The following is a 15,294-nucleotide window of genomic DNA, read 5'->3' as shown; positions in this document are numbered from 1 at the left end:
GCGGGCCAACGGTTCCGACTTCAGAACATGGACAGCTCGGCCGCTGGGCCGCTCAGGGGCGCCACAGTCCTTCCCGGTCGAGTACGGCGCAGCCACCCACATGCACCGCCACCACCCGCGTGTCCTCCAGTTCGACTTCCACCTCGACCTCGCCGGGAGTCCCCAGCGTGTGACCCTGATAGACCACACCCACAGCCCGGTTCGCCCGAACGGGCAGCCGACCGTGCGAGGCCAGCAGGCCCATCAGGGCCCCGGCTGCGCTGCCCGTGACGGGATCTTCCGGGATGCCCAGCAGCGGCGCGAAATCCCGTGACGCGAAGCGGTTGACGCCCATCGGCGTGTAGGCGTAGATCGAACTGACGCCCAGTTCCAAACAGAGCGCCTCGATGGCCGGAAAGTCCGGTTCCAGGGCGTCCAGGATTACGGCGTCCAGCAGGGGCACGAAGGCCGACCACAGCCCGCTGGTGGCCACCGCCATCGGCAGGCCCCGGTGAATCATGCGGTCGCTGATACCCAGCGCGTCGGCCAGACGTGCCCGCAGGCTGGGCGGCAACAGCCGGGACTCATGGCGTCTATGGCGCATCCACACCTGGGCAGGCACCCCGGCCTCGCTGACCAGTCGCAGTGGCACCCGACCCGACAGGGTCTCCAGTTCCAGGGCCTCGCCCTCCCAGTGTCCGGCCTGCGCGAGCATCAGCCCCAGGGCGACGGTGGCGTGTCCGCAGAACTCCACTTCCTGCGTGGGCGTGAAGTAGCGAACACGCACCCGGCCGTCGCCTATTCGGATCACAAACACCGTTTCCGGCGCCTCCAGAAAGGTGGCCAGCGCCTGCATGTCAGCGTCGCTGAGTTCGGCAGCGTCCAGCACCACGCCCGCCCGGTTCCCCTGACCGGGCGTCTCCGTGAAGGCCCAGACTTCGCTGTACGCGATCATACGGTCACTGTAATGCAAGTCAGGCGGAACTCAGATGGATTTGGTGCAGATTCTGCACATCAGGAAGCAACTCAAGCAAAAAGTTGGTGCTCCAAACCCATCCGAGTCGAAGCCCAGGTAGCTCGCGGGCCAGGGGTTGTTTGTACTCTCCATCGGTTCCGCCGACCTCGTACAACACAGGGCAGCCGAAAGTTCTGGCCGCCCCGTGGTTATGAAGTGTGCTTCAGCGCAGTTTTGCGAGCGTCGCCTTGGCCGCTTCCAGGTCACGCTTCTCCCAGAAGGTGTTGGCGGGCAGGGCGATCGCTTTTTCGAGCAGCGCGGCAGCCTCGGCCTTCTTGCCCTGGAGCAGCAGCGCGTTGGCGTACTCGATCTTGTGGATGGCCGTGTTCGGCTCCAGAGTGATGGCCTTCTCGAAGTTCGGAACAACCTGCGAGCGGTTGGCGCCGGTCGCCTGGACGGCGATGGCACCCTTGATGCCGCCCGAGTCCAGATTGGCGTTCCACAGGCCCAGGGCGACGTAGGCACCGGCCAGCTTTGGGTTCAACTCGATCGTCTTGTCGAGGTTGCCCTTCATGTCCTTGGCGAGGCCCAGGCTCTGGAACACGCCCACGAACTGAGCGAGGCGGCCCTGGGCGCGCGCCAGTTCGAAATACGCATTGGCGTTGTTCGGATCCTTGGCGATCGCGGCCTTGGCGTAGTCCTGCGCTTTGCTGAAGAGGGCTTTCTTCTGGTTGTCCGGAGCCAGGCTCGCGCCGCCGGTGGTGGCCTGGGCGGCCAGTGCCAGGCCCGCGCTGGTGTTTAGGGCGGCGGCAGCAGTGGCGGCTTCCTGCCACTTGCCCTGGTCGTACAGGGCCTGGGCGGCCGACTGGCTCTGGGCAGAGGAGGAAACGGTCAGGGCAAGGGCAAGGGACAGGGCAATGGTGCGCATAGGAACTCCTCCGGCGGGACTGTGGACTGTGAAAGCTGAGGCGAAGTATACATGCCACCACTCCTGCGAAACCTGATGGAATCGTCAGGCACGGCAACCGTCGGTTGTTCTGGACGCGGTTCAGGAGCCTTGCCGCCGGCTCGGGGGTGTTAGTCTCGGCACAGCATGGACTGGAAGAACGTGCTGGCCGATCTGCGCCGCCGCCTGCCGCCTCCGGCCTCCGGACGTCAGCAGCGGGGGAGTCTGCGCTGGCTGGAGGCGGAGATGAAGGCGCGGGGAGCGAACCCGGCGGCGCTGCGCAACATCGTCTACCGTGACATCGGAACAGCGGCCGACAAGACTGTCCTGCACCAGATTTTCAGCGACCTGGCGTTGGAGGTAGGCTCTGTCTTGCCCGGTCACGATCAGCCCGCTGCACCTCCAGGTCTGCCCGATGAACTTCACCTGCTGGGACGCTCGAAGAAGCGGGCCTACAAGCAGTTCCTGGCCGGTGTCCGTGCGGGCCGCGCCCCGCGTCTGATTGTGACCGGCCGGCCCGGGGCAGGGAAGACGGTGCTGCTCGACAAGGTCGAGGAGGCGCTGGTCGAACGTGGAATTCCAGTGACCCGGCTCGGCCTGACAGGAGACGCGTCGCAGCTCCTGCCCTTCGACGCGAGTCCAGGTGCGTCGTACGCGGTTCAGGCGCAGGCCCAGGTCGATGCACTGCGCGCCGTCCTCCCCGATTCCGGGGCGGTGCTGGTGCGGGTCACGGACGACCTCACCTTCGCGGGTCAGCCGCCCCGTGCCCCCGATGGAACGCAGCTCAGTCCGGCTGCCTGGGCGTCGACCACCCTGTTCGCGTGTGTGCGTGCTGGCGTTTCCATCCTGCTCGCCAGCGAGTCGAGACGTGGCCTGGAGAACACGCCGGTCGAGGTCATCGACCTGCGACCCCCGACGACGGCCGAGGCGCGCGTATATCTTATGGGGAGCCTGGGCGTGACCCAGACCGAAGCAGACGTGCTGGTGCGGGAGACCGGCCGACACCTGGATCGCCTCGCACTGCTGGTCCGTCTGCGCTCCGGCGACACGGACGCGGGTAACCTCCGCTCCGATCCCGACACCCGTCGGCTGGTCGAGGCGGCTGCTGCCCTGGATGGCGTCATGCTGGGCGAACCGGACGCCCCATGGCCAGAGCCGCTCCTGCACGCGGCTCTGGGCATGGGCGCGCAGGCGCTTCCGCCCCATGCGCGGGCCCTCCTGCGCCGCACCGACGACGGCGGCTCCCTGTCCACTCCGGTGCTGCGGGCCGCGTGGGCCACCACTCCACGCGCCGCCACGAGGGCCGTGTATGAGCGGATCGCCGCGATCAATGATGCCAGCCTCACCCGTTACCGGCTGGCCGCCCTTGCCCAGCTGAGCGACTGGCCCGCCCTGACCACCGCCATTCAGGATCATCCGGACGATGCCCGCTACCTGCCGCCCCTGTGGCCCCTGATCCGGCGGGCGACCAGTCTCACCCACCGGGAACGGCTGGCCCGGGCTGTCGTGACCCACCATGCGGGCCGGGGTGAATACAGTGAGCCCCGCCTGCGGGACGCCCTGTTCACCCTGCTCGAGTCCCCTCGCGATCCGGTGCGCGCGTGGGCCCGTGTCAAGCTCGCCGAGAGCAGCCTGGAGGGCGGCGGCATGGAATCCGCGCGCCGTCAGCTGGAGCACCCCGACGTGTCGTTGATGGACGCCGCCGATCCGTGGAGTGTCGCTGCCCAGGCTGACGCCCTGCTGGTAGAGGCCGCCCTGGCCCGCTGGCAGGGCGACCTGGCGGCCGCCACGCGGGCAGCCGCCGATCCCCGCACCGCGGTCGGCGGCCCACGTGCCCAGCTGTGGCGGGGGTTGATCGCCAAGGACGCGGGCCGCTGGGACGAGGCCATGCGGGAGCTTCGGGCGGTGCCAGCGAGCAGCCCGCTCCTGTCCGCACGGGCCCGCTACCAGGAGGGCGACCTGCGCCTGCGCGTGGGTCAGCCCCAGGCGGCGCTAGATGCCCTCCTCGACGCGGCCGCACGTCTGGTCGCGGCTGGAGGGGCCGACGAGGAGACCGCCCGCGTGCTGGCCCGCAGCGCCACGGCCCTCCGGCGTCTGGGCTATCCGGCCAGGGCGGCAGGGCAGCTCGAGCAGGCCCTGGCCCTCGTGCCGTATGAGGAGCGCCGCCGGGCCGACAGTATTTCCCGCGCGCGCCTGTTGTCCGAGGGCCTGCCCATCCTGCTGGCCCTGGGGCGACCGGATGAAGCACTCGTGCAGGGGATGCAGGCGCTGGATCTGCTGGGCCGCAGCGATGCCCGGCCCGCCGAGACCCGCTACCGGGAGCGCCGCACCCGCTACAGGCTGGCGCTGGCCTCCCTCACGCGGGGGCTGGGAGTGCCGTACCTCCAGCCGTTGAGCGGCCCCACGCACGACCATCCAGACCTTCAGCACGCCCGACACCTGCTGGATGAGCTGATCGGGGAGACGACCGGCAGCACCGACCGGGAGTCGATCCTGACCTTCGACATGCACCTCAGCCGCGCCCTGGCCGATCCGGATGCCCGTGCCGCCCTGGGGTCCTGCGACGTGGCCCTGGGTCTGGCCACACATCCGTACGAGGAAGCCCAGGCGCGTGCCCAGCGGGCCGAGACCCTGCTGCGCCAGGGCCAACCCGGCGACGCCCTGGCCGAGATCAACCGCGCGCACGTGCTGCTCCGGCGTGTGCAGGGAACCGACGCCCTCGCCCAGCCCGATCCGGGCCTCATGGCGCAACTCGTGGCCCTGGAAGCCCGCGCGACGATCAGCGACGGACTTAAAACGCTGAGCTGGGTGCGGGAAATGGTGCAGGAACCGGCCCTCCAGCCGTTCCGGGCGGGGATCTGGCGCGAGACGGCCCTGGCCCTGGAAGCCGCATGTCCAGAGGCCCGCCAGATCGTCCACGCGTTTTTACCAGACCAGATCAACGGTCACCTGCGGCCGTCCGATGCCCTGCGGGTGGCCATGTGGTCGCCCAAGCCGACCTGATCACGCCGAACGGGTATGCTGAGCGGCGTGAGTTCCACCGACCCGCCCACGCGTGGCCGCGCTGCCGTCCGATTGTTGCAGGGCTACGTCTGGCACCCTGAGGAGGCCGACGTCGACCTGGAGCATTTCCTGCCGCGCGAGCTCGACCTGCCCGCGCAGACTGCCGCCGATCAGGAGGGTGCGCACGTTCTGTGGGATCAGGTTCAGCCGCCCTTCGCGTTCTTCGAGAATGGCGAACCGACGGCCAGCCAGACCTTCTACCAGTTCACCGTGTTGCGCGTGTACGACGAGCGTCCCAGCAACGACGCCCTGCACGGCGACGCCACCGCTGCCAGCGAGGCCCTGAGTCCGCTGCTGGACGGCACGCCCGATGGTGTGGGCTGGCAGCTGTGGGAAGACCTGCGGGAGCTGTGAGCGTGCTGGTCTCATGATCCGTTGGCTCGACCTGCGCGTCGAGGGGGATCCGCACCCCCGTCGATTCGATACGCTCGAGGCAACCCGCGCCTACCTGCTGCGTGTGGAACGGCTCAGCGACGAGGCCGTGACCCTGCTGACCCAGACGGGGGACGTCGGGCCGCCGGTGGCGCGGCGCACGTACCACCTGCGCCGGCTCACTCCGGAATGACCGCCAGCCTGGCGGAGAATTCCCGAACGGGCCCTGTCGTGGCCATTCCTGTATACGCCGGCGTCAGTGAACTGGAACTGGGAATCATGGTCACCCTCTGCCGGCTGTGCGGCGGCGGGGGCGCGACGCTCACGGTGAACCGCTCGCGGGCCAGTATCGTTACAGCAGGCGGCTTGGTCAGCACCCCACACGTCCTGTACGCCGCCCTGCCCGAACCTGTGGCCCTGCTGATCCCGGGTGGGCCTGGCGCGGCGAAGGCGGCCCGTGACCCGCTGCTCCGGTTGTTCCTGAGCACACATGCGGCGCTGCCCACCGGCGCGAGCGGCAGTGGCCTGCTGCTGCCGGGTGAGGCCGGTACCCTAACCGGGCGATTGGTGGGCGGCCCGGCCGATCTGGCCGATACGATGTGGGGCTATGGCGTCGCGGACGTCTTTGCAGGACAGACCGTGACTGATGGCACCCTGTGTACGACCCCCGGCGGCTTCCCAGCCCTCGAGGCGGCGGTTCATGTGGCTTCAGCCGTATGGGGAGCAGAAGTCGCGCAGTTGGCCGTCCAACGACTGACCTATCCCTCGATGCCGGTCTGAAGGTCAGCAGGTGAAACGGCGTTGGAAGCTTCTTCCAGCAAGTGGGCCCTTCAGGAGCGCCGCTTCTTGAACCCGGTCAGAGTGATCTGTCCAGTACCCACCAGCCGACTCGACCCGCGTTGAGGCGCGGCCTTCTGGGTCGAAGCTCAGCAACAAGGCCGCCGATCAGTCGTCCAGTTCCTCGCACCCAGGCACGCCGTCGAAGAGGCCACGTAACGGGTAGTTCGCAAGGGCGGTACGCGTCCCGCCGATGCTGAAGCGTTCCTGGCCCAAGCGCATGCGCTCCATCTGGGCACGCTCCTCGGGCGTCATGCGGCCCAGGATGCTCTCCTCGCCCATCTGCGTGCCGTGGGCGGCCAGTGCAGCCTTCTTGTTCTCGGCGTAGGCCGCCACGGGAATGCTCACGGCGACCGTGTCGTCGGACACGCCGTAGAGCATGGGATCCAGGTCACGGCCCAGGCGCGACAGGCCCTGCGCGGCCTCGGTGGTCATGGCCGTGTAGTACAGACGTTGCGGGCCGCCTCCCTCCAGTTGACCGGAGCTGAAGAAGGCCGCCACGGTGGCCCGGTGGATCTTGAGGTGGTCGATGTGCCCGTACCCTCCGTGCGGATCGAAGGTCACGATGACCTGCGGCCGCACCTCGTCGATGACGGCTTTCACCTTCGTCTCGATCTCCAGGGGCGTCAGGTTCATCAGGGCCAGGGGATCGTCGTGGCGGGTGCGCTCGTAGCGGCCCGAGTCGTGAAAGTCGAGGAAGACGGGTGGCGGGATTTCCAGGGCCTCGCAGGCGGCGCGGAGTTCCTGTTCCCGCTGGGCGCCCAGGTCGTCGACCGTCATGCCGGGCACCGTGATCTTCCCGGCCTCGCCGCGTGTGGCGCAGACCAGCACGATGCGGACTCCCTTGCGGGCGTAGTGCGTGAGGGTGCCGCCGACGCTGAATGCCTCGTCATCGGGGTGGGCGAACACGGCCAGCAGGGTGGGAGGGGCAGCAGTCATCGGTGCAGTGTAGGACACGCTGTTCCCTGCACACTGCGACCCACGCCTGTGGCCCAGCAGAGCATTATTCTCTTACCCGAACGACGGTGGAGCTTCACCGGCCTGCAGGCGGAGGCCACGCCCGTAGAAGTCCCAGAATTCAGCCGTCCAGGTCTGGTACAGCTTGCGGCGGTTCACAGCGTCGGCGGCGTCCAGGGCGTCGCCGAGCGCACGGTGAAAGCGGCTGCCCTGCGTTTTGAGTGCGTGAGCGGTCCAGTAGGGTTCCGAGGCGAGCAGGGTCGAGAGCCGGTCGGCGTCGGTCATGCCGCCATGATGCGGCCCCTGGACACACTCTGCTACGCTCGGGCCCATGGGGAAGGCTGTGGGGGGCCCACGCATTCTGGCGATCACGTCCGAGAAGGGCGGTGTGGGCAAGAGTACGCTTGCCGTGCACCTCGCCGGAGCGCTGACAGAGCGGGGACTGAAGGTCGTGCTGGTCGATGAGGATGGCCGGGTGGGCAGCTCGATCCGCTGGGCCGAGCGCGGGGCCAAGCATGGGGGCCTGGGGTTCCCGGTGCTCGACCCGGACGGCGCGAAGCCCAAGGTGCTCGCGGCCAGCGACGTGATTGTCATCGATACCGAGGGGCGGCCCAAGCGCAAGGAACTCCGGGCGCTCGCTGAACGCGCCGATCTGCTGCTGGTGCCCAGCGGAGTGAGTGCCCTGGAAGGCGAGGCGACACGTGAACTCGTCGATTATCTCGACGGTCAGGGGCCGGCCGCCCAGAACCTGCGGGTGGTGCTGTGCCGGGTGCCGCCCGTGGGCAACGCGGCGGAGGAGGTGCGCGAGGAACTCCGGGACGCTGGGATGCGCGTGTGCAACACCGTCATCCGGCAGTACGCGGCCTACACCAAGGCGGCGGAACTGGGCCTGCTGGCCCGCGATGTCCGCGATCCACGCGCCCAGAGCGCATGGGCGGACGTGGTCACCCTCGCGCAGGAACTGATCTGACGTGAGGGCTCCATGACCCGATTCGATTACCTGGAGCCGCGCACCGGCAAGAAGTCCGGGCGGAAGCGGGACAAGAAGGCAAAGAAGGCCGAGAGGAAGGCGGCGAAAACTCGCGCTGCTGAAGTCGGCCCCGTGACCATCCGGGTGGATCCGACCGCTCCGCCATCCTCCGAGCAGGTCTCCCGGGTGTATGTCCGGCAGGAGACCGTCCGGGCAGTCTGGCGCGAGGTGAAACGGGATGGTGGGGAGAGCGTGAGCGAGCTGGTCGAGGATCTGCTGCTCGCGTGGCTGCGGGCGAGGACGCGCTGAATCCGGCGGTTCGTCGCTGGGGCCGGTGGGTGGGCCTCGCCGTGGCCCTGCTGGTCACGGTGCCCGGCGTGCTGCACCCGCTCTCTGGGAGCCTGCTCGACCATGTGGATCTCGTCTTTCACGAGGCGGGGCACGTGATCTTCAGTGTGCTTGGCGAGACGGTCATGCTGCTGGGCGGCAGCCTCATGCAGGTGCTGGTGCCGCTGGGCTGCGCGGCCGCATTCCTGCAGCGCCGCGACCGATACGCGGCCGGGCTGATGACCCTGTGGGCGGGCCAGTCGCTGATGGGTGTGGCCACGTACGTCCGGGACGCGCCGACGCGGAACCTCGATCTGATTACTGGCGATCCGGACACGCACGACTGGTGGCAGCTGCTGGGCGCCGCGAACGCGCTGAACATGGCGGCCCCACTGGGCAGCGCTATTGCCTTTCTCGCCTTTGTGGCGCTGGTGATCGGCGTCCTCCTGGCCGTGTGGGACGAACTGAAGTAGGGTGAACTTCGAACCCTGGCCGCAGAAAGACATGCACTACCCTGACCACATGCCGGAGACCGGGGGAACAGTGGTGGGGAGGTTCGCGCCCAGTCCTACAGGCGCCATGCACCTGGGGAATGCCCGCACGGCCCTGCTCGCGTGGCTGCACTCGCGGGCGGGCGGAGGTCGTCATCTCCTGCGCTTCGAGGATCTTGATACCAGCCGGGTGCGGGCTTGGGCCTACGACGTGACCCGACGTGATCTGGAGTGGCTGGGACTTGACTGGAACGAAGAATATCTCCAGTCCGAGCGGCTGGACGTCTATGCCGACGCCCTGGGTCGCCTGGACACCTACCCATGTACCTGCACGCGCCGCGAGGTGCTGGCGGCCATCGAGGACAGCGCCGGGGCACCGCACGGGGAAGAACCGGTGTATCCGGGGACGTGCCGTGGGGTGCCGTTCCATCCGGGACGCCCGGCGGCGGTGCGCTGGCGGGTACCAGCCATCACCGTGTGTGTCCACGACGCCCTCCGGGAGTGGACGCTCTGCCAGTGCCTCTCGAATGAGGTCGGGGATCTGGTATTGCGCCGGAACGACGGAGTGTACGCGTATCACCTGGCGGTCGTGGTGGACGACGCCCTGATGGGCGTGACAGACGTGGTGCGCGGCGAGGATCTGTGGACAGCCACGCCACGGCAGGTCGCCTTACAAAAGGCCTTGGGCTACCCCGCGCTTACATACAGGCACCTGCCCCTCATGAAGGATTTCGAAGGGCAGCGTCTAGCCAAGCGGAACGGCGCTCCTGGCGTCAGAGACCTGCGGGAGTCCAGTCGAACGGCCGGAGGGGTGGTGGCAGCTCTGGCCCGCAGCCTCGGCTGGGACGTGCCCGACGAGATCACGCCGCACGATCTCATCCCATTCTGGAGGGCATGGTGTGGCGCGCCGATAAGCGTAGCGGGCACACAAACTTAGACCAGTTGTCTAAGTTTTTATGTACCGGGTGTAACGAAGGCTCCTACGCTGGAGTTCCAATGACCCTTCACCTGCCTGACTATCCGATGCCGGATGAACGTGGGCGCTACGGCCGCTTCGGCGGACGCTACGTCCCGGAAACCCTCATTCCGGCCCTGGACGAACTCGAAGCCGCCTATGCGGCGGCCAAACGCGACCCCGCCTTCCTGAATGACCTCGACCGCCTGCTGCGCGACTACGTGAACCGCCCCAGCCCGCTGTACCTCGCCCAGCGGCTCACCGAGCATGGGGGCGGCGCGAAGATCTACCTCAAGCGCGAGGACTTCAACTACACGGGCGCGCACAAGATCAACAACTGCCTCGCGCAGGCGCTGCTGGCCGTCCGGATGGGCAAGAAGCGCGTGATTGCCGAGACCGGGGCCGGCCAGCACGGGGTGGCCAGTGCCACGGCCGCCGCCCTGCTGGGCCTGAACTGTGTGGTGTACATGGGCGCCGAGGACATCCGGCGGCAGGCTCTGAACGTGTTCCGCATGCAGCTCCTGGGCGCCGAAGTCCGCGAGGTCACGTCTGGCACCAGCACCCTCAAGGACGCCACGAACGAGGCCATCCGCGACTGGGTCACCAACGTGCGTGACACCTTCTACATCCTGGGCAGCGTGGTCGGTCCGCACCCCTACCCGGCCATGGTGCGGGACTTCCAGTCCGTCATCGGCGAGGAAACCAAGTGGCAGCTCCAGGCCGTTGAGGGGCGCGACACACCAGACGCCATCGTGGCCTGTGTCGGTGGGGGCAGCAATGCCATCGGCATCTTCGCGCCCTACGCCTATCTGCCCGACGGCCAGCGCCCCCGCCTGATCGGCACCGAGGCCGCCGGTGAGGGCGTCGAGACCGGACGCCATGCCGCCAGCGTCGCCGGGGGCCGCGTCGGCGTCCTGCACGGCTCGATGATGTACCTGCTGAACGACGACGAGGGTCAGATCGTCCCGCCGCACTCCATCAGCGCGGGCCTCGACTACCCCGGCATCGGGCCGGAACATTGCCAGTACGCCACGACCGGCGTCGCGGAGTACGTGCCCGTCACCGATGCCCAGGCACTCGAGGGCCTGCAACTGTGCACGCGTCTGGAGGGCATCATTCCGGCCCTGGAAAGCGCGCACGCGATCTATTACGCCGTGCAGCTCGCGGGCACCATGCGCCCGGATCAGGTGATCGTCGTGAACCTCTCAGGGCGCGGCGACAAGGACGTGGCCGAGGTCGCCCGCCTGCTCCAGGTTCACCAGGACGCTCCCGCACCGGAGGTGCTCGCATGACCGCCCTGCAGAGCCGTGGCGTGGCCCGCCTGCATGCCGCCTTCGCCCGAGCGGCCGCCGAGAACCGCGCCGCCTTCATTCCCTTCATGACCGCCGGGTACCCCACCGCCGAGGCGTTCCCGGCCGTGGCGGACGCCCTGCTGGAGCACGCCGACCTGATGGAAGTGGGCATTCCGTACTCCGATCCGTTGGGGGACGGCCCCACTGTCCAGCGGGCCAGCGAGCAGGCCCTGGCGGGCGGCACGAGCACCCGGCGCACCCTGCAACTGATCGCCGACCTGCGCCAGCGGCACGACACGCCCATCGTCGTCATGACCTACGTGAATCCTATCTACGCGGTCGGGCCGCGCGAATTCATGCGGCTGGCCGCCGAAGCGGGCGTGGACGGCCTGATCCTCCCAGATCTGCCGCCGGATCAAGACTTGGAGATCGCCGATCTGGCCGCCGAGTACGGTCTCGCCGTCACCTTCCTGATCGCGCCCACCAGCACCCCCGCCCGCGTGGAACTCGTGGCCCGAGCCTGCACGGGCTTCCTGTACGCCGTGAGCGTGACGGGGGTGACCGGCACCCGCGAGGGCTCCGCGCTGGGCGAGGTACCCGCCATGCTCGCCCTGGCGCGGAAGTACGCCCGGGTGCCCGTCGCGGTGGGCTTCGGCGTCAAGGACGCGGCCACGGCCAGCGAGATCGCCCGCGTCGCGGACGGCGTGGTCGTCGGCAGCGCCTTCATCGACGCGGTGCAGAAGGGACAGGATCTCCGAGCGCTCGCCGGGGCCATTGCTGCCGGCTGCCAGCGCTGAACCACAGAGCCTGAAGACCGCGTTTTACGCCCACACCGCTTTGTCGATGTGGGCGTCAGTCATTATCGAGGACTTGTGACGTAGAGGACTACGGTAAGGAGGGCTCATCGCGTCTGGCACGGAGCTTGCTCCCTGCCAGCTCAGGCCGTCTGTGCGGTGCGGGAGGGCCGTGTGATCACCTGCATCACGGCCCAGGCTGCGAAGGTCAGGACGGCGCACACGATATACACGTCCCGGTAGCCGAAGGCCTGGGCGATGGCCCCGGAGACGATGCCGGAGAGCATGCCGCCGACGTTCATGGTGTTGGAGAACAGTGTCGTGGCGGCGCTGACCCGGCCGGGCATCAGCTGCTGGAAGTAGGTCATGCCCAGTCCGGCGAGGATCGCCAGCACCAGCGACCGGACGACCTGCGTGGCGATCAGCATGGGCATGCCATGGGCGAGGTAGATCAGGGCGAAGTGGAGCACGAACAGGCCCATCGCGCCCTTGACCAGCCACTCGACGCTCGGCAGGCGGCGCAGCATGACCAGCCCCAGCATGAACGGGATTTCCAGCAGGGCGCAGATGCTGACCAGCATTCCGACCTGCGCGGTCGTGCCGTGCAGGGTCTGCGTGACGAACAGCGGGAACATGCTCATGGCCATCAGCATGCTCATGCCGTACAACACGAACGCCAGCGACACCAGCGCCAGCGGCCGGGTGGGGGCCGTGCTGCGGGGCTCCGTGACCGTATGGCCGGTGGGCGTGGCCTTGATGCCGATGCTGCGGCTGAGCAGCACGGGTGTGGCGGCGAGCAGCAGGCACAGGCCGGACAGGAGGAATACGCCCGCGAAGTCGAAGCGCGCCAGGGCGGCGGCCCCCAGGCCAGGGCCGACCACAAACGCGAGCGAGAACATCGATCGCAACACGGTCTGCCCGCGCTCGGCAATGTCGATCGGCGCGCCGCTCATCTGTGTGCGGGCGTACGCGAACAGCTGCGGAAAGGCGGCAGCCCCCAGGCCCATCAGCAGCATCCCGATGACGAGCACGGCCGCGTAGGCGTGGGCCAGAGCCAGGCCGAACTGCCCCGCAGCGGCCATGGCCAGCGTGAACAGCACCAGGGGGCGGCGGTTGGTGAGCCGGTCGGACGAGCGCGCCAGACGGGTGCTGAGCAGCACGGCACTCACCGCGTTCAGGGTCAGGAAAACCCCGAGTTGCAACGGCGTCATGCCGATGTGGTTCACACCGTACAGAGCCATGAACGGCCCGGCGAGCGACACGCCGAAGCCCAGGAAGAAGACGGAGGCGGCGAGTCCGGCAAATCCCGGCAGCTGGAGAAGGGTGGGAAGGAAGGCGGTCTGGGGCTGGGTGCTCGTCGTCATGGGTACCGTCCGGTCATGCTGACCTGAGCTTACACCCGCCGCCTTCTGAATCAATTCAGAAAACGTGAGGCGAGTGCTAGCCTCAGGTATGACTGCCGCTGTGAAGGCCCTGCCTGCCCGTGCCGACGTCCCGCAAGAACAGACCTGGGATATCGAGGCGCTCTATGCTACGCCCGCCGACTGGGAGGCCGAGGGAGATCGTCTGCCCACCGACATCGACGCCCTGGATCGCCACCGTGGGCAGCTCGCCAAAACGCCTGAAGCGCTGCTGGCCTACCTCACGGACGCGGACGCCGTGCAACTCCGGATGCAGCGGTTTGCGTCGTATGCCTCCATGACGGCCAGTGTGGATGGCCGCGACGCCGTGGCCGGGGCACGCAGGGACCGGGCCAACGGCCTGCTGGCCCAGCTGGGAAGCGTCACTGCGTTTGCCCAGCCGGAACTGCTGGCCATTCCGGAGGCCACCCTGGCGGGCTGGCTGGCCCGCCCTGACTTCGCTGACCAGCGCGTGCGCCTGGAGCGCATGCTGCGCAACCGCCCGCACGTCCGGTCGGCCGAGATCGAAGCCCTGCTTGGCGCGGTGCAGGCCCCCTTCGCCAGCGAGCGTGGCATTCACCCGGCCCTCGCGAACATGGATCTGCGCTTCGGCACGGCCGGCGGCGAGTCCGTTACCCAGGGCAACGTGGATCGCCTGACGGCCTCGGCCGACCGCGAGATCCGGCGGGAGGCCTGGGAACAGTATGCCGACGCCCATCTGGCCGTCCGGCACGCCCAGGCCGCCATGTACGCCACGAACGTCCGTCAGAGCGTGTTCCTGGCGCGCGCGCGGAGGTACCCGGACACCATCACGGCCAGTCTCGCGCCCGATGCCATCCCGACGCAGGTCGTCACCACGCTGCTCGACACCTACCGCTCGAACACACCCACGTGGCACCGCTATTGGCGCGTCCGGCGGGATTGGCTGAAGCTGCCAGAACTGCGCGAATTCGATGTGAAGGCCGCGCTGGTGCCCAGCCGCGAGGTGTCCTATCCCCAGGCGGTCGAATGGATCGCCGAGGGCATGGCTCCGCTGGGCGACGACTACGTGCGTGAGATGCGCGAGGGTCTGACCACCGGCCGCTGGGTGGATTACGCCGAGAACGACGGCAAACGTCAGGGCGCGTACTCGAACGGGGGAGGCCGGGTCAAGCCGTTCATCTTCATGACCTGGAACGGCACCATGAATTCCTACTCCACCCTGGCACACGAGATCGGGCACTCCATGCATTCGCTCCTGTCAAGCCGCGCCCACCCGTACAGCGTGCCGCGCTACACCCTCTTCCACGCCGAAGTCGCCAGCAATTTCAACCAGGCCATGGTGCGCCAGCATCTGCTGCGGCAGGCCCGCGCCGCCGGCGATACCGAGTTTGAGGTGCAGATCATTGAGGAGGCGCTTTCAAATTTCCACCGCTACTTCTTCATCATGCCCACCCTTGCGGCCTTCGAACTGGAGTGTTACCGCCGCATCGAGGCGCGGGGAACACTCAGCGCTCCTGAACTGATCGATCTGACCGCCGGTCTCCTTCAGCAGGGGTATGGCGAGGGTGTGACCATGGATCGCGAGCGCAGCGGCATCATGTGGGCCCAGTTCTCGACCCACCTGTACGCCAATTTCTATGCCTACCAGTACGCGACCGGGATCAGCGCGGCCCACCAGCTGCTGGAACAGTTCGACCACGATCCGGTCGCCGCGCGCACGAATTACGTGCGTTTCCTGGAGTCCGGCGGCAGCCTCGATCCCATCGACGCCCTGAAAGAAGCGGGGGTGGACATGTTGAGCGCCGCACCGGTCGAGGCAACGTTCCGCACACTGGCCAGGTATGTGGATCGATTGGAGGAATTGCTGGCCCAGCGGTGAATGGTGGAGGGGTGAAGACGTAGACGCACTTGAGGAGCCGATGGGGGCGACAATCATTTCACGATTTCGCTGATCGTGAAATGATTCACTTAACG

16 protein-coding genes are annotated in these 15,294 nt (G+C 68.0%); 11 read left to right on the top strand and 5 right to left on the bottom strand.

The genetic code is table 11. The annotated features are described in order from the left end of the window. Positions 1-52: 52 nt before the first annotated feature. Both E7T09_RS03915 and E7T09_RS03910 read right to left on the bottom strand, forming a co-directional pair. Positions 53-934: a PhzF family phenazine biosynthesis isomerase gene (locus E7T09_RS03915; RefSeq protein ID WP_136387802.1), complete on the bottom strand. Its 882-nt coding sequence runs from the start codon at positions 932-934 to the stop codon at positions 53-55. A 223-nt stretch (positions 935-1,157) separates the two neighbouring features. Then, positions 1,158-1,862: a tetratricopeptide repeat protein gene (locus tag E7T09_RS03910; protein ID WP_136387801.1), complete on the bottom strand. Its 705-nt coding sequence runs from the start codon at positions 1,860-1,862 to the stop codon at positions 1,158-1,160. A gap of 165 nt (positions 1,863-2,027) precedes the next feature. Between E7T09_RS03910 and E7T09_RS03905 the strand changes: the two genes are divergently transcribed. The 4 genes from E7T09_RS03905 to E7T09_RS03890 are packed head-to-tail and all read left to right on the top strand — an operon-like array spanning position 2,028 to position 6,095. Then, on the top strand, positions 2,028-4,883 hold the full coding sequence (locus E7T09_RS03905; protein WP_136387800.1) for a hypothetical protein: 2,856 nt from the start codon (positions 2,028-2,030) through the stop codon (positions 4,881-4,883). A 15-nt stretch (positions 4,884-4,898) separates the two neighbouring features. After that, positions 4,899-5,297, top strand: a complete 399-nt coding sequence (locus E7T09_RS03900; RefSeq protein ID WP_168734683.1) for a DUF3208 domain-containing protein — start codon at positions 4,899-4,901, stop codon at positions 5,295-5,297. Between the two features lie 13 nt (positions 5,298-5,310). Next, positions 5,311-5,508 carry a hypothetical protein gene (locus E7T09_RS03895; RefSeq protein WP_136387798.1) on the top strand — a complete coding sequence of 66 codons (198 nt, stop codon included), beginning with the start codon at positions 5,311-5,313 and terminating at the stop codon, positions 5,506-5,508. Further along, a complete protein-coding gene (locus tag E7T09_RS03890; RefSeq protein ID WP_136387797.1) occupies positions 5,505-6,095 on the top strand; it encodes a transcriptional regulator in 591 nt (196 codons plus the stop codon). Before E7T09_RS03895 ends, E7T09_RS03890 begins: the two co-directional genes overlap by 4 nt. A gap of 165 nt (positions 6,096-6,260) precedes the next feature. Here the strand turns inward: E7T09_RS03890 and E7T09_RS03885 are convergent, their stop codons facing one another. Together E7T09_RS03885 and E7T09_RS03880 are read right to left on the bottom strand one after the other, a co-directional pair. Then, positions 6,261-7,091 carry a PIG-L deacetylase family protein gene (locus E7T09_RS03885; RefSeq protein ID WP_136387796.1) on the bottom strand — a complete coding sequence of 277 codons (831 nt, stop codon included), beginning with the start codon at positions 7,089-7,091 and terminating at the stop codon, positions 6,261-6,263. A 72-nt stretch (positions 7,092-7,163) separates the two neighbouring features. Continuing rightward, entirely contained in the window at positions 7,164-7,394 is a 231-nt protein-coding gene (locus E7T09_RS03880) for a hypothetical protein (protein WP_136387795.1), read from the bottom strand. A gap of 46 nt (positions 7,395-7,440) precedes the next feature. Between E7T09_RS03880 and E7T09_RS03875 the strand changes: the two genes are divergently transcribed. Genes E7T09_RS03875 through trpA form a run of 6 tightly spaced genes read left to right on the top strand, consistent with a single transcriptional unit; the run spans position 7,441 to position 11,941 of the window. After that, on the top strand, positions 7,441-8,079 hold the full coding sequence (locus E7T09_RS03875; RefSeq protein WP_136387794.1) for a ParA family protein: 639 nt from the start codon (positions 7,441-7,443) through the stop codon (positions 8,077-8,079). A 12-nt stretch (positions 8,080-8,091) separates the two neighbouring features. Further along, the gene (locus tag E7T09_RS03870; protein ID WP_136387793.1) at positions 8,092-8,388 is read left to right on the top strand and encodes a hypothetical protein; all 297 of its coding nucleotides are present in this window, start codon (positions 8,092-8,094) and stop codon (positions 8,386-8,388) included. Beyond that, a complete protein-coding gene (locus E7T09_RS03865) occupies positions 8,364-8,879 on the top strand; it encodes a hypothetical protein (RefSeq protein ID WP_136387792.1) in 516 nt (171 codons plus the stop codon). Before E7T09_RS03870 ends, E7T09_RS03865 begins: the two co-directional genes overlap by 25 nt. Before the next feature lie 49 nt (positions 8,880-8,928). Further along, positions 8,929-9,834 (top strand): tRNA glutamyl-Q(34) synthetase GluQRS, encoded by a 906-nt coding sequence (gluQRS, locus tag E7T09_RS03860; protein WP_136387791.1) that lies wholly within the window; start codon positions 8,929-8,931, stop codon positions 9,832-9,834. Positions 9,835-9,893: 59 nt separating this feature from the next. Next, on the top strand, positions 9,894-11,144 hold the full coding sequence (trpB, locus tag E7T09_RS03855; protein WP_136387790.1) for a tryptophan synthase subunit beta: 1,251 nt from the start codon (positions 9,894-9,896) through the stop codon (positions 11,142-11,144). Continuing rightward, the gene (gene trpA, locus E7T09_RS03850; protein ID WP_136387789.1) at positions 11,141-11,941 is read left to right on the top strand and encodes a tryptophan synthase subunit alpha; all 801 of its coding nucleotides are present in this window, start codon (positions 11,141-11,143) and stop codon (positions 11,939-11,941) included. Before trpB ends, trpA begins: the two co-directional genes overlap by 4 nt. 140 nt (positions 11,942-12,081) lie before the next feature. Here the strand turns inward: trpA and E7T09_RS03845 are convergent, their stop codons facing one another. After that, positions 12,082-13,302, bottom strand: coding sequence for a sugar efflux transporter (locus E7T09_RS03845; protein ID WP_136387788.1), 1,221 nt, complete (start codon positions 13,300-13,302; stop codon positions 12,082-12,084). An 88-nt stretch (positions 13,303-13,390) separates the two neighbouring features. Between E7T09_RS03845 and pepF the strand changes: the two genes are divergently transcribed. Next, positions 13,391-15,199 (top strand): oligoendopeptidase F, encoded by a 1,809-nt coding sequence (gene pepF, locus E7T09_RS03840; protein ID WP_136387787.1) that lies wholly within the window; start codon positions 13,391-13,393, stop codon positions 15,197-15,199. Positions 15,200-15,294 lie beyond the last annotated feature (95 nt).

This window comes from Deinococcus sp. KSM4-11, assembly GCF_004801415.1.
In the GTDB taxonomy this organism is placed as follows: domain Bacteria; phylum Deinococcota; class Deinococci; order Deinococcales; family Deinococcaceae; genus Deinococcus.
This window is presented reverse-complemented; position numbering and strand designations above follow the sequence as displayed.